Annotated in this window: 13 protein-coding genes; 10 read left to right on the top strand and 3 right to left on the bottom strand. The window is 68.2% G+C overall.

The annotated features are described in order from the left end of the window. From pdxA to P3W85_RS43660, 3 genes are all read right to left on the bottom strand, one after another. On the bottom strand, nt 1-920 hold a 920-nt coding region (gene pdxA, locus P3W85_RS43670), incomplete at its 3' end, for a 4-hydroxythreonine-4-phosphate dehydrogenase PdxA (RefSeq protein ID WP_276269397.1). Nucleotides 921-938: 18 nt separating this feature from the next. Continuing rightward, nucleotides 939-2,426, bottom strand: a complete 1,488-nt coding sequence (locus P3W85_RS43665) for a peptidylprolyl isomerase (protein WP_276269398.1) — start codon at nt 2,424-2,426, stop codon at nt 939-941. 9 nt (nt 2,427-2,435) lie between these two features. Next, the gene (locus P3W85_RS43660; protein ID WP_276269396.1) at nt 2,436-4,841 is read right to left on the bottom strand and encodes an LPS-assembly protein LptD; all 2,406 of its coding nucleotides are present in this window, start codon (nt 4,839-4,841) and stop codon (nt 2,436-2,438) included. A 156-nt stretch (nt 4,842-4,997) separates the two neighbouring features. On the opposite strand from P3W85_RS43660, the gene P3W85_RS43655 reads away from it, so the two are divergent. The 10 genes from P3W85_RS43655 (at nt 4,998) to purH (ending at nt 14,286) form a co-directional block, all read left to right on the top strand. Next, nucleotides 4,998-6,032 (top strand): aminoglycoside phosphotransferase family protein, encoded by a 1,035-nt coding sequence (locus P3W85_RS43655; protein ID WP_276269395.1) that lies wholly within the window; start codon nt 4,998-5,000, stop codon nt 6,030-6,032. Between the two features lie 40 nt (nt 6,033-6,072). After that, complete coding sequence (locus tag P3W85_RS43650; protein ID WP_276269394.1) at nt 6,073-6,834, top strand: AzlC family ABC transporter permease; 762 nt, start codon at nt 6,073-6,075, stop codon at nt 6,832-6,834. Beyond that, nucleotides 6,831-7,166: an AzlD domain-containing protein gene (locus tag P3W85_RS43645; protein ID WP_276269393.1), complete on the top strand. Its 336-nt coding sequence runs from the start codon at nt 6,831-6,833 to the stop codon at nt 7,164-7,166. Before P3W85_RS43650 ends, P3W85_RS43645 begins: the two co-directional genes overlap by 4 nt. A gap of 17 nt (nt 7,167-7,183) precedes the next feature. Beyond that, on the top strand, nt 7,184-7,924 hold the full coding sequence (murU, locus tag P3W85_RS43640; RefSeq protein ID WP_276269392.1) for an N-acetylmuramate alpha-1-phosphate uridylyltransferase MurU: 741 nt from the start codon (nt 7,184-7,186) through the stop codon (nt 7,922-7,924). An 81-nt stretch (nt 7,925-8,005) separates the two neighbouring features. Then, a complete protein-coding gene (locus P3W85_RS43635; protein ID WP_276269391.1) occupies nt 8,006-9,388 on the top strand; it encodes an aminopeptidase P N-terminal domain-containing protein in 1,383 nt (460 codons plus the stop codon). Beyond that, on the top strand, nt 9,385-9,894 hold the full coding sequence (locus P3W85_RS43630; protein ID WP_276269390.1) for a hypothetical protein: 510 nt from the start codon (nt 9,385-9,387) through the stop codon (nt 9,892-9,894). Before P3W85_RS43635 ends, P3W85_RS43630 begins: the two co-directional genes overlap by 4 nt. A gap of 19 nt (nt 9,895-9,913) precedes the next feature. Then, nucleotides 9,914-11,170 carry a UbiH/UbiF/VisC/COQ6 family ubiquinone biosynthesis hydroxylase gene (locus P3W85_RS43625; RefSeq protein WP_276269389.1) on the top strand — a complete coding sequence of 419 codons (1,257 nt, stop codon included), beginning with the start codon at nt 9,914-9,916 and terminating at the stop codon, nt 11,168-11,170. A 209-nt stretch (nt 11,171-11,379) separates the two neighbouring features. Continuing rightward, nucleotides 11,380-12,465: a tRNA dihydrouridine synthase DusB gene (gene dusB / locus P3W85_RS43620; RefSeq protein ID WP_017225334.1), complete on the top strand. Its 1,086-nt coding sequence runs from the start codon at nt 11,380-11,382 to the stop codon at nt 12,463-12,465. Further along, complete coding sequence (locus P3W85_RS43615; RefSeq protein ID WP_017225335.1) at nt 12,462-12,695, top strand: Fis family transcriptional regulator; 234 nt, start codon at nt 12,462-12,464, stop codon at nt 12,693-12,695. Before dusB ends, P3W85_RS43615 begins: the two co-directional genes overlap by 4 nt. A 16-nt stretch (nt 12,696-12,711) precedes the next feature. After that, a complete protein-coding gene (purH, locus tag P3W85_RS43610; protein WP_276269388.1) occupies nt 12,712-14,286 on the top strand; it encodes a bifunctional phosphoribosylaminoimidazolecarboxamide formyltransferase/IMP cyclohydrolase in 1,575 nt (524 codons plus the stop codon). The last annotated feature ends 151 nt before the right edge of the window (nt 14,287-14,437 follow it).

Genomic DNA, 14,437 nt, shown 5'->3' with positions numbered 1-14,437 from the left:
GTACCGTGATCGACCGATGTGCGGATGAAGGGCAGGCCCAGCGTGATATTGACGCCATGGCCAAAGGTGCCGTACTTGAGCGGCGCCAGGCCCTGGTCGTGGTACATGGCCAGCACGCAGTCGGCGCCGTCGAGATGACGGGGCTGGAACAGCGTGTCGGCGGGATAAGGGCCGCGCGCGTCGATGCCCGCGTCGGCGGCACGCGCCAGCGCGGGGATGATCACGTCGATCTCCTCGTGGCCCATATGGCCGCTTTCGCCGGCATGGGGGTTGAGTCCGGTCACCAGGATACGCGGGCGGGCCAGGCCGAAATGATGGCGCAGGTCGGCGTCGATGATGGCCAGCGTTTCCACCAGCATGCCCACGCCCAGCGCATCGGGTACCGCGCGCAGCGGCAGGTGCGTGGTGGCCAGCGCCACCCGCAGCATGGCATTGCCGTGCGCGGGCTGCGGGCCGGCCAGCATCATGACCACGCGCGCCGCGCCGGCGCGCTCGGCCAGGTATTCGGTGTGGCCGGTAAAGGGCACGCCGGCGTCGTTGATGGTGCTTTTCTGCACGGGCGCGGTCACCATGCCGGCATAGCGCGGGACACCGTCGGCGCTTGCGCTGCAACCGTCGATGGCGGCATCGAGCAGGGCCAGCACATAGGCGCCATTGCGGGTGTCGAGCCGGCCGGGCTCGCACGGCACGCCCAGCGCGATATCCTCGCTGACCACGCTACCGTCCGCCAGCCGGCGCGCCCAGGCCTGCGCCACGCCCAGCGCCGCGGCGCGCGCAGCCAGCAGGCGCGCGTCGCCCAGCACGTGAAAGCGCACCTGGGGATGCTCGCCGGCGATCTGCAACAAGGCCCCGATGGTGATATCGGGACCGATGCCGGCGGGTTCCCCGGTGGTGATGGCTAGCGCGAGCGGCTCGGACATGGCGATGACGCGTTCCCTTTAACGTTGGCGGTTGACGCGGTATTCGACGTAGGCCGCCTGGCGCAACTGGCGCAGCCAGTCGTCATAGGCCACGCGCATCTTCTGCTCGCGGATCTCCGCACGGGCGAAATCTCGCTGTTTTTCCGGCGAGCTTTCGGTTTCGCGGCGGTTGAGCACCTGGATCAGGTGCACGCCGAACTGGCTGACGACGGGCTCCGACACTTCGCCCGGGCGCAGGCGGCTCATGGCCTGCTCGAACTCAGGAACCAGTTCGCCCGGCGACACCCAGCCGAGATCGCCACCGTTCTGCGCCGAACCGTCCTGCGAGAAACGCTTCGCCGCATCGGCAAAGTCGCCGCCGTGGGTAATGCGGTCGCGCAGCGTGGCGAGCTGGCGGCGCGCCTCGGCCTCCGGCATGTTCGGGCCGGTGCGGATCAGGATATGGCGCACCTGGGTCTGGGTGATGCGGTCGCCGACGGCCGGGCTGGACGAGGCCGGCGGCGCGGTGCGCTTGGCCACCAGCCTGAGCACGTGGAAGCCGTTGGCGCTCTCGATCACCTGCGGCACCACGGCGCCGGGCTGGAGGTCGAGGACGGCGTTGGCGAACAGTGCCGGCAGCCGGCCGATCTCGCGGAAGCCGAGCGCGCCGCCCTTGGCGGCTTCGGGCGCGTCGGAGGCCTGCGCCAGCTGGGCAAAATCCGCGCCGCCCTGGGCTTGCTTGAGCAGCCCCTCGGCCTTGGCGCGCAGCGTGGCCTTCTGCGCCTCGGAGGCATCCTCCGGCACGCGCACCAGGATCTGGGCCACGTTGTATTCGGTGGGGCCGCTGGCGGCGCCAGCCTGCCCGTTGTGCGCGGCCAGGTAGTTGTCGATTTCGCCGTCGTAGACCTGGACCTTGGAATCCACCTCGCGTTCGCGCAGGCGGATGACCTGCACCTGCTTGCGCAGCTCGGTGCGGTACTTGGTCCAGGTCATGCCGGTGCGCTCGACCTGGCTGCGCAGGTCCGTCACGTTCAGGTGATTCTGCTGCGCCACCGACTCGACGGCGCGGTCGACTTCCTGGTCGGTCACCTTGATGCCCGCTTCCTCCGCCGCCTGGGTCTGCACGCGGTCCATCACCAGCCGCTCCAGCACCTCGCCCAGCAGGTCGGCACGCGCCGGCACCGGCCGGTTGGCCTGGCGCAGCTGCCCTTCGATCTCGTCGGCGCGGTCCAGCAGTTCGCGCCTGGTGATCACGCTGTTGTTGACGATCGCCACCACCTCGTCCACCAGCTGCGAGCGCTGGGCGCTGGCGCCGGGCTGCGTCACGCCGAGGCGCGGCTGGCTGGGCGACGCGTTATCGCCAGCCTGCGGCATGAAAATGCCGGTGGTCCGCTGCGCGGACGGCGCCTTCAGCTGGGCTGCCGCGGGCAGCGCGAACGCCGCCAGCAGCGCGGTCAGCAGCATGCTTTGCCAGCCGTTCAGGCTGGAAGACATGGAGGAAAGAGCGTTGAATTCTTGACGTTTCATCATGGTCCGTCATTCATAGTGGTCGAGCTGGGATGGGATCACCGGCCTGGCGACGACGGGCTCATAACCCGGCACGTTCAGCCGCAGCACATCCAGCGGATTGGAGCCGATCTTGGACAGGCCGCGGAACTCCACCTGGAAGAAGATACGCCCGGTGTAGCCCTGCGAAGTATTGCGGAAACGCTGGTAGACGACGCGTCCCACCCAGCAATCCGCCGCGTATTCGAAACCGGCCAGTGCATCGACCAGCTGGCTTGCGCTCAGGTCGAATGCCACCCGGCCGATGCCATAGGTACGCTGGCTCAGCGGCCACTGGCTTGAAAGCTCGAACTGGTCGATGGCGGTATTGTCCGTCACCGAGGTCGGGCGCCGGTAGCGATAGCCGACATTGAAGGTCTTGCGCGCCTCGGGCCGCCACGAAAAGGCGATATTCGAATAGATCACCCGGTTGCTGTCCGGATTGTATTGCAGTCCGGTATCCAGGTAATAACCCTTGAACAGCTGGATCGTGGTCGCCGCCAGCAGGTCCGAATAGCCTGTCTTGGCAGGGTCCGTACCGTTGAGCTGCACCCGTTGGCCGGAGAAGTCGAAACGCTGCGCAAGCGTGCCGCGGAAGCGTTCGATGCCGCTGGACGCTTCGATCAGGCGCGTGGTCACACCCGCCGTCAGCTTGTTGTTGTCGGCGATGCGGTCATTCCCCGTGAACGGGTTCTCGCTGAAAATCTGCCCGTAGCCGAAGTCCGACTGCACGGTATCGAACAGCGGGAACAGGCTCTGGTCGCGGAACGGCGTGTAGACGTAGAACAGGCGCGGTTCCAGCGTCTGCACATAGTTGACGCCGAACAGCCGGCTCACGGTCGGCGCATCGCGCTCGAAGGTCATGCCGGAGTCCACGCTCAAGGTCGGCAGGGCCCGGTTCAGCGTATTGGGCGCGCCCGGCGTGTTGTTGGCCGACTCCATCTGGTACTGGGAGGCATTGAACGTCGCCTTGGGCGTGACGAACCAGCCCGGCCGTATGATCGGATAGCTGATGGAGGGCTGGATGAAGACCCGCTCGCCCTGCGGCTGCTGCGTGCCCGTCGTGGTCAACGGGATGCGGAATCGCGTGTAGTCGGCCTCGACCTGAATGTCGAAGCCGGCCAGGTCGTAGCGCGTGTACTTGACGTTGAGCTGCGGCTCGCGTTCGTACGAAGGCTGGCTGGGCGCCAGGGTCTGGAACTTCTGCACCCGCGCCAGCACCGCAATATCGTGCCAGTTATAGGTCACGCCGCCTTCTTGCGTGTACTGGCGCAGCGTCGACAGCGTCGCCGAGCGCGTCAGGTCGTCGGGATACTGCGCATCCGACACCTTGTTGACGTTGAGGTAAGCATTCAGGCCGGTGGCGATGTTCTGGTAGTGCTGTACCGAATACGCCCAGCGATTGGTCCTGGTCTTCTGGTCGTCCGGCAGGAATTCACCCCGGATGCGCCCCGAATACCCCTGGCCGAGGTAACGGAAGTCACTGCCGAGCTGCACGCCGCGCGAGCTCAGCACGCGCGGGAAGAGCGTCAGGTCCCGGTTGGGCGCGATGTTGAAATAGTACGGCACCGTCAGGTCCATGCCTGAGCGCGAGCTGTAGCCGAACAGCGGCGGCAGCAGCCCGCTGCGGCGCTCGTTGTTCAGGGGGAAGCTGAACATCGGCGCCGCCATGATCGGCACGTCGAAGAAGCGCAGCACGCTGCCGTAGGCGGTGCCGACCTGGCGATCGCTGTCGATTTCGAGCTCGCGCGCGCTGAAATACCAGTCCGCGTTGTCGGGCGAACAGGTAGTGTAGGACGCGTGCTTGATGAGGCTCTGGTTCTTGTCGATGAAATCGATACGCTCGGCCTTGCCGGAGCCGCCGGTCTGCTGGAAGTAGTAGTCCGGCGACAGCATATAGCCTTCATTGGCCTCGACCTTCAGCCGGGCTTCCGGCCCCACCGCGAGCGATCCATTGCGCGAGACGCGGGCGTTGCCGTGGGCGAATGCCTCGTCGCTGTCCTGGTCATAGGTCAGCTTGTCGCCCTTGACCACGCTGCCGTCGCGGCGCAGTTCGGCATTGCCTTCGAGTTCCACGCCGCGCTGGTTGTAGCCGGTCATGCGGTCGCCCGAGACAAAGGTGGGCGGGTTCTCGTCCGGCTGGCCGGTCTGGGTCTTGGCGGTGGCCGGCTCGGCCAGCCGGGGCACCAGTTCGCCGGATACCGGCGGCTTCAAGGGCGCCTGCTCGGCGCTGGGCTCGGCCACCGGCAGGTCGGGAATGACCGAACCCGCGGACTGCGCGTGAGCGCCCACTGACCAGCCGGCCATGGCCAACACGAGCGGGCGCAGTGCGCTGCCGGGGAGTCGCGCCGATGTCTTGCTTGCCTTCTGGTTCGGTGATCGTCGTTGTTCGGTCATGCGAGCGGGTCATGAGTCAGAGCGGCGGCGGCGGCCCAGCAACCGCCAGCCACCGCCGAAGCAGGCTGTCGGGCCATGGGAGGCCCGCCTGGGAGCCGCCCCGGGGCCCGGGTCTGGTCGGGTATTATACGGGGCATCCTATTCTCCCTTTCCGGCATGGCAGCACTTCCTCTCGACCCGCGTCTCGATCAACTCAAAGTCTGGGTGTCCGGACTTGGTCCGGCCTGGTCCGTCAATCCCGATTCCTGCGCCCCGGCATCGGCCGATGCCAGCTTCCGGCGCTACTTCCGGGTCAGCACCGGCCACCCCGGATATCCGACCGCGATCGTGATGGATGCGCCGCCCGCGCAAGAGGACTGCCGCCCCTTCATCCATGTGGCGGAATTGTTCGGCGCGGCCGGCGTGACCGTGCCGAAGGTGCTGGCGCAGGACCTCGGGCAAGGATTCCTGCTGCTGAGCGACCTCGGCAACACCACCTACCTGTCCCGGCTGGAGCCGGCGAGCGCGCGCCAGCTCTATGGCGACGCTGCCGCTGCGCTGGTACAGATCCAGCTCGCCACCCGCCCCGGCGCCCTGCCCGCCTACGACCGCGCGCTGCTGCAGCGCGAGCTCGACCTGTTCCCGCAGTGGTACGTGGCCAGGCACCTCGGCGTCACGCTGACCCCGGAGCAGGAAGCCGGCCTGGCCGAGGTGATGCAAACGCTGCTGGCCAACAACCTGGCGCAGCCGCAGGTCTATGTCCACCGCGACTATCATTCGCGCAACCTGATGGTGCTCGACGGCAAGGGCAACCCGGGCATCCTGGATTTCCAGGACGCGGTGATCGGCCCCATCACCTACGACGCGGTCTCGCTGTGGCGCGACGCCTATATCGAATGGGACGAGCAGGAGCAGCTCGACTGGCTGATCCGCTACTGGGAACGCGCCCGCAAGGCCGGACTGCCGGTGAACGCCGATTTTGGCGAGTTCTACCGCGATTTCGAGTGGATGGGCCTGCAGCGCCACCTCAAGGTGCTCGGCATCTTCGCCCGCCTGTACCATCGCGACGGCAAGGACGGCTATCTGGCCAACCTGCCGCTGGTGCTCAAGTACGCACGCCAGGTGGCGGGCCGCTACATCGAGCTGCGCAAGCTGGTGCGCCTGTTCGACGCGCTCGACGGCGTCGAGCGCCCGGTCGGCTACACCTTCTGATGCATCCCCAAGCGATGCCGGCCATGCCCGGCAGGCCGGCATGCCGCCCATGACAGCGGGCAGCGGCCCCGCGACCGCCATCACCCGCCGCGGCGAATGGTGGGCGGGCGCGCGCGCGCTGGCGCCCATGCTGCTGGGCGTGGCGCCGTTCGGCCTGATCTATGGCGTGCTGGCGGTCAACGCCGGCATGCCCGCGTGGCTGGCCTGCGCCATGAGCGCAATCGTGTTCGGCGGCGCCTCGCAGATGATCCTGACGCAGTTGTGGGCGGCGGGCACCCCCGCGCTGCTGATCGCGGTCACGGTGGCCATGGTCAACCTGCGCCATGCGCTGTATTCGGCCACCATGGCCCCGTCGCTGGCCCACCTGCCGCGCCGCTGGAAGACGCTGATCGCCTACCTGCTGACCGACGAAGCCTTCGCCGCCATGACCCGGCGCCTGGTCGACGACGACGGGCACCAGCGCTACCGCCACTGGTTCTTCTTCGGCGCGGGCTTCGCGCTGTGGGCCAGCTGGCAGGTCTCGACGCTGGCCGGCGTGCTGGTGGGCGCCCAGGTGCCGCGCGACTGGCCGCTCGATTTCTTCCTGCCGCTCACCTTTATCGCCATCATCGTGCCGGGCATCAAGCGCCGCTCGCACGCCGCGGCGGCGCTGGTGGCCACGGCGCTGGCGGTGGCCTGCTTCGGCATGCCGCACAAGCTCGGCCTGATGGTGGCGGCGCTGGGCGGCATTGCCGCGGGCATGCTGCTGCTGGGCAAGGAGCGCCGGCAACCCAGGCGAGCCTCGACGGAGCCCTCGGCATGAGCCAGATGACCCTGCTGCTGGTATTCATCGGCGCCGGCCTCGCCACCTTCCTGATCCGCCTGTCGTTCATCGCGGTGGAGGGCCGGGTGCGGCTGCCGTCCTGGTTCCGCACCGCGCTGCAGTTCGTGCCGGCCGCCATGCTGTCCGCCCTGATCGCGCCCGACCTGCTGATGCGCGACGGCCAGGTCGATATCCACCCCGGCAATGCGCGCCTGGTGGCCGGGCTGGTGGCCATCGTCATCGCCGCCAGGACGCGCAGCATCGGCTGGACCATTGCCGGCGGCATGACCACCCTGATCGCAATGACCTACCTGCTGAACGCGCTGAAGTAAGCGCCGGAGACCCTGCATTGAAAGCCATGATTTTTGCGGCCGGGCGTGGCGAGCGCATGCGCCCGCTGACCGATACCTGCCCCAAGCCGCTGCTGCCGGTGGGCGGCAAGCCGCTGATCGTCTGGAAGATCGAAGCCCTGGCGCGTGCCGGCTTCAACGACATCGTGATCAACCACGCCTGGCTCGGCGCGCAGATCGAAGACGCGCTCGGCGACGGCAGCCGCCTCGGCGTGCGCCTGGCCTACTCGGCCGAGTCCAGCGCACTGGAAACCGCCGGCGGCATCGCCCAGGCGCTGCCGCTATTGTCGTCCGCGCCGGCGCGCGGCGAGATCTTCCTGGCCGTATCCGGCGACATCTTCACCGATTACGACTTCCACTGCCTGCTGCCGCGCCTGCGCGCCATGTCCGGCGCGCCCGAGGCGCGCATGCACCTGGTGATGGTGCCCAATCCGCCGTTCCACCCGGGCGGCGATTTTGCGCTGGACGCGGATGGCCGGCTGTTGCCCGCGGCCACGCCGGCGGCGCCAAACCTGACCTTCGGCAATATCGGCCTGTATGACACACGGCTGTTCACCGCCATCGAGCCCGGCCGGAAAGTCGCCATGACGCCCTATTACCGTGCCGCGGTGGCCGCCGGCCTGGCCAGCGGCGAGCGCTTCGACGGCGTCTGGGAAAACGTCGGCACGCCAGCCCAGCTGGCGGCCCTGGATGCCGCGGTGCGGGCCAGGGCCGGCGCGGCGGCGGCACCGCTGGCCTGACCCCTCTCGCCTGCCCAAGTACCGCACCGGCAATGCGGCGGCGGTAGAATCAGCTTATTCCCCATCCACGTGGCCCCACACATGTCCGCACCCGACTCCGCTCTCCTCCTCGCCTGTCGCGACCGGCGCGCCCGCGTGCTGCAGCAACTGCGCGCCGCCGGCGGCGGCGTGGCAATCCTGCCCACCGCGCCCGAAGCCATGCGCAACCGCGATAGCGACTACCCCTATCGCCACGACAGCTACTTCTATTACCTGACCGGTTTCACCGAGCCGGAGGCGGTGCTGGTGCTGGTGGCACAGGCGTGCGGCGCCGAGCGCAGCATCCTCTTCTGCCGCCCCAAGCACGAGGAACGCGAGATCTGGGACGGCTTCCGCCACGGCCCGGAAGGCGCGCGCGCGGCCTTCGGCTTCGACGAGGCGCATTCGATCGAGGAGATCGACGCGCTGCTGCCGCCGCTGCTGGCCAACCACGCCGTGCTGGCCTACCCGCTGGCCGCCACCACCCGCACCGACATGCAGGTGCGGCGCTGGCTGGACGCGGTGCGCATGCAGGGACGCGCCGGCGTGAGCTCGCCGTCGACGGCCATCGACATCCGCACCATCCTCGACGAGATGCGCCTGTTCAAGGATGCCGGCGAGATCGCCACCATGCGCCGTGCCGCCGAGATCTCGGCGCAGGCCCATGTGCGCGCCATGCGCGTGTCGCGCCAGGGGCTGCGCGAGTACCACCTGGAGGCCGAGCTGCTCTATGAGTTCCGCCGCCACGGCGCGCAGAGCGTCGCCTACAACTCCATCGTCGCCGCCGGCCCCAATGCCTGCGTGCTGCACTACCGCGCCGGCCCCGCCGAGCTGCACGATGGCGACCTGTGCCTGATCGACGCCGGCTGCGAGCTCGATGGCTACGCCTCCGACATCACCCGCACCTTCCCGGTTTCCGGCCGCTTCTCGCCGGCCCAGCGCGAACTGTACGACCTGGTGCTGGCCGCGCAGGAAGCCGCCATCGCCGAGACCCGCCCCGGCGTGCCCTACAACGTGCCGCACGACGCCGCCACGCGCGTGCTGGCGCAAGGCATGCTCGATACCGGCCTGCTCGACCGCAACCGCTGCGGCAGCCTGGACGACGTGCTGGCCAGCGGCAGCTACCGCCAGTTCTATATGCACCGCACCGGCCACTGGCTCGGCATGGACGTGCACGACGTGGGCGAATACCGCGTGCCGGGCGCTGCCCCGGCCGAAGGCGAGCGCGCCTGGCGCCCGCTCGAACCCGGCATGGTGCTGACGGTGGAACCCGGCATCTACGTGCGCCCGGCACCGGAAGTGCCGGAGCGCTTCTGGCATATCGGCATCCGCATCGAGGACGATGCGGTGGTGACCGGTGGCGGCTGCGACCTGATGACGCGCGGCGTCCCGGTCAAGGCGGACGAAATCGAGGCGCTGATGCGCGACGCGGGAGGTGCGCGATGATGGGCTGGCTACGCAAGGTACTTCCGGTGGGCAATCGCGCGCAGACCAGCCGCGCGCCCGCCTACGATCCCGCGCAACCGTTCGTGATCAACCTCTACGACGACCGCCTGGTGGTGCATCGCCCCGATGGCCAGCGCGAAGAGCTGGCGTGGGACGCGCTCGAGCGCGTGGTGGTGCGGGTTTCGAACCGCGAACCGTGGGCCGGTCCGGCCTGGCTGATCCTGGTGGGCGATTCCGCGCCCGACGGCACGCCGCAGGGCTGTGTGATCCCGCTCAACGCGGTCAACCAGGCCGCGCTGGTGGCGCGCCTGCAGGCATTGCCGGGCTTCAGCCAGCAGAAACTGGACAACGCCCTGCGCGACGCCGAGGCAGGCAAGCACCGCACCGACGCCAATCTCTGGAAGCGCGGCGCGCAGGCAGCGGACGATGCGGGCGATGACCTTGCCGCCGGCGACGGCGACATCGGCGCCAGCCCTGGCGGCGCGCATGCGCCAGAAAAGCCCTGAAGACTCCCGGAACCTGAATATGCTGGATAGCCTGGATAGCGTGGACGGCACGGACATCGCCATCGTCGGTGCCGGGCCGGTGGGCCTGGCGCTGGCCTGCCTGCTGCTGCGCAACAGCCCCTGGCGCCTGACGCTGATCGACGCCGCCACGCCGGCGCGCGCGGCCCGCGATCCGCGCGCCATCGCGCTGTCCCACGGCAGCCGCCAGCTGCTGGAGCAGATCGGCGCCTGGCCCCGGGCGGTCACGCCGATCGAGCATATCCATGTATCGCAGCGCGGGCGGTTCGGCCACGTCAGGCTGCACAGCGACGACTACGACGTCCCCGCGCTTGGCTATGTGGTGCGCTACGGCGACCTGTGCGAGGCGCTCGAACGGGCGCTGGCCCAGGCTATCCAGCAGGCAGGCCCTGCCGGCGAGCGCCTGGCGCGCGCCTACGACACACGCATAGATCACATCGAGCAGTCCGCCGGCCCGGATGGTAACAAGGACGGCGCGTCTGGCGGACTGGTGCGCCTGACCGGCCACACGCACGATCGGCAGCCGGCCGCCTTTGCCGCGCGCCTGGCGGTGCAGGCCGAAGGCGGCCTGTTCCACAAGCAGTCCCCCCTCGCGGGGAGCGGCGCGCAGGCGCAGAAGTACCGGCGCGATTACCGCCAGACGGCGATCGTCGCCCATGTCGCCTGCTCGCGCCCACAGCCGGGCTGGGCCTGGGAACGCTTCACCGACGAAGGACCGCTGGCGCTGCTGCCGCACGAAGAGCACGGCATGGCGGGCTATGCACTGGTGTGGTGCTGCCCGCCGGACCTGGCGGCGCGACGGCTGGCGCTGCCGGACGCGGCATTCCTCGCCGAGCTGGAGCAGGCCTTCGGCCCGCGCATGGGCCGCTTCACCGGCATCGGCAAGCGCCATGCCTTCCCGCTCGGGCTCAATGCCGCGCCGGTCACCGTGCAGGGCCGCGTGGTCGCGGTCGGCAATGCCGCGCAGACGCTGCACCCGGTCGCCGGCCAGGGCCTCAACCTGGGCCTGCGCGATGCGTTTGCCCTGGGCGCGGCGTTGCGCGCCGGCTGCAGCCCGCAAGCGCTGCAGGCTTTCGCGGCGCAACAAAAGCTGGACCGCGCCGTGACCATCGGGGTGACCGACCTGCTGCCCCGCGTGTTTGGCATCTCCTACCCGCTCGCGGCCCATGCGCGCGGCGCGTCGCTGGCGGCGCTCGCCTGCCTGGGCCCGCTCAAGGATGCGCTGGCGCGGCAGATGATGTACGGCATGCGCCGCTAAAGCCGGCCGGCGGCCACGCCGGCACCATTGTTTGCAATCGGGCCCGGTGCATTATTTGCTCAAATCTTGAGCAACCCGGGCCGTTTGGCGGTAAAATCCCGCCCTCACACATGCCCACTTGAAGACGCCGAGCTGCATATCGGCAGGGCATGCCATTTCCATTTTTGTCTCGTTGCGGGCCGCCTTGCGGCCCCTCGACAGTCTCTATCGTGCAAATCGGACCGCACCAGCTCCGCAACAACCTGTTCGTCGCGCCCATGGCCGGCGTGACGGACCGGCCCTTCCGCCAGCTGTGCAAGCAGCTCGGGGCGGGCTACGCGGTGTCCGAAATGGTCGCTTCCAACGCGCAGCTGTGGAAGAGCGAGAAGACCATGCGGCGTGCCAACCACACCGGCGAAGTCGAACCGATCTCGGTCCAGATCGCGGGCGCCGAACCCGCGATGATGGCCGAGGCGGCACGCTACAACGTGGATCGCGGCGCGCAGATCATCGATATCAACATGGGCTGCCCGGCCAAGAAGGTGTGCAATGTCGCCGCCGGCTCGGCGCTGCTGCAGAACGAGCCGCTGGTGGTGCGCATCGTCGAGGCGGTGGTCGCCGCGGTCGGCGACCGCGTGCCCGTCACCCTCAAGATCCGCACCGGATGGGACCGCCAGAACCGCAATGCGCTGCGCATCGCGCACATGGTGGAAGACGCCGGCATCAGCATGCTGACCGTGCACGGCCGCACGCGCGCCGACCTGTACAAGGGCGAAGCCGAGTACGAGACCATTGCCGCGGTCAAGGCAGCGGTCTCGATTCCCGTGGTCGCCAATGGCGACATCACCACGCCGCAGAAGGCAAAGCGCGTGCTGGCCGTGACCGGCGCGGACGCCATCATGATCGGCCGCGCGGCGCAGGGCCGGCCCTGGCTGTTCCGCGAGATCGAGCACTACCTCGCCACCGGCGAGCTGTTGCCGCCGCCCGAAGTGGCCGAGATCCGCGCCATCATGAACGCGCACCTGGAAGACCACTACGACTTCTATGGCGAGTTCACCGGCGTGCGCACCGCGCGCAAGCACATTGCGTGGTACACGCGCGGGCTGGCTGGCGCCAACCTGTTCCGCCACCGCATGAACACGCTGGAAACCACCACGGACCAGCTTGCCGCGGTCAATGCCTTCTTCGACGAACAGGCGCTGTTGTCCGAACGCCTGGTGTACGTGGACGAAGGCGTGGACGGCACGGACGATGCCGACGACGAGAAACGCAACGAGTCGAACAACAACAAGAACGGGGAGTTGCTTGCCGCATGAGCCGCAACGCTATCGACCAGTGCATTCGGGACAGCCTGAGTGCCTACTTTCGCGACCTGGACGGTGAAGAGCCGTCGAATATGTACAACATGGTGCTCGAGGCCGTCGAACGGCCGCTGCTCGAGGCAGTGATGGCGCGCGCCGAGCGCAACCAGTCGCTCGCCGCCGCCTACCTTGGCATCAATCGCAATACGCTGCGCAAGAAGTTGCAGCAGCACGGTTTACTTTGAAGTGATCCCCACAGCCATGATCAAGCAAGCCCTCCTCTCCGTATCCGACAAGACCGGCATCGTCGACTTCGCCCGCGACCTCAACGCGCTCGGCGTCACGCTGCTTTCCACCGGCGGCACCGCCAAGCTGCTCGCCGAAGCCGGCCTGCCGGTCACGGAAGTGGCCGACTACACCGGTTTCCCCGAAATGCTCGACGGCCGCGTCAAGACGCTGCACCCGAAGGTGCACGGCGGCATCCTGGCCCGCCGCGACCTGCCCGAGCACATGGCTGCGCTGGCCGAGCACAATATCCCCACCATCGACCTGCTGGTGGTCAACCTGTACCCGTTCCAGCAGACCGTGGCCAAGGACGACTGCACGCTGCCGGACGCCATCGAGAACATCGACATCGGCGGCCCCACCATGCTGCGCTCGGCCGCCAAGAACCACCGCGACGTCACCGTCGTGGTGGACCCGGCCGACTACGCGCCGGTGCTGGCCGAGATGCGCGCCAATGCCAACAGCGTCGGCTACGACACCAATTTCCGCCTGGCCACCAAGGTGTTCGCGCACACCGCACAGTACGACGGCGCCATCACCAACTACCTGACCAGCCTCGGCGCCGACAAGTCGCACCAGGCCCGCAGCGCCTACCCGCAAACGCTCAACCTGGCCTTCGAGAAGGTGCAGGAAATGCGCTACGGCGAAAACCCGCACCAGTCCGCCGCGTTCTACCGCGACCTCAAGGCCTTCGACGGCTCGCTGGCCAACTACGTGCAGATGCAGGGCAAGGAACTGTCCTACAACAACATCGCCGATGCCGACGCCGCGTGGGAATGCGTCAAGTCCTTCGATCCCGCCAACGGCGCCGCCTGCGTGATCATCAAGCACGCCAACCCGTGCGGCGTGGCGATCGGCGCCAACGCGCAGGAAGCCTACGAGAAGGCCTTCAAGACCGACTCGACCTCGGCCTTCGGCGGCATCATCGCCTTCAACGTCGAGCTGGACGAAGCCGCCGCGCAGATCGTGGCCAAGCAGTTCGTCGAAGTCCTGATCGCCCCGTCCTTCAGCGCCGGCGCGCGCGCGGTGTTCGCCGCCAAGCAGAACGTGCGCCTGCTGGAAATCCCGCTGGGCAAGGGCATCAACCAGTATGACTTCAAGCGCGTCGGCGGCGGCCTGCTGGTGCAGAGCCCGGATGCCAAGAACGTGCAGCCGGGCGAACTGCGCGTCGTGACCAAGCGTCACCCGACGCCGAAGGAAATGGACGACCTGATGTTCGCCTGGCGCGTGGCCAAGTTCGTCAAGTCGAACGCCATCGTATTCTGCGGCGGCGGGATGACGCTGGGCGTCGGCGCCGGCCAGATGAGCCGGGTGGATTCGGCGCGGATTGCCAGCATCAAGGCACAGAACGCCGGTCTGACCCTGACGGGTTCGGCGGTGGCGTCGGATGCGTTCTTCCCGTTCCGCGATGGGTTGGATGTGGTGGTGGATGCTGGCGCAAGCTGCGTCATTCAGCCGGGCGGCTCCATGCGGGATGATGAGGTGATCGCTGCCGCGGATGAGCGGAATATTGCGATGGTGCTGACCGGCACCCGGCATTTCAGGCATTAAGAGGTTGGGCCTGCCCGGCGGGGGTTGTTGATTTTTGATTCTCGCTGGGGGGCTTGGGTTCTGTTTTGTGTTTGTGGGGACCTGATTTGGGTCTGCAGGGCCTAAAGGCGGTGTGGTGTCGGGTTCTTGGGCTTGGGTGGGTTTTCAGACA

The organism is Cupriavidus basilensis (genome assembly GCF_029335485.1).
GTDB classification, from domain to species: Bacteria; Pseudomonadota; Gammaproteobacteria; order Burkholderiales; family Burkholderiaceae; genus Cupriavidus; species Cupriavidus basilensis_E.
The sequence above is the reverse complement of the archived record's forward strand: the minus strand, read 5'-3'. Positions and strand labels throughout refer to the sequence as shown.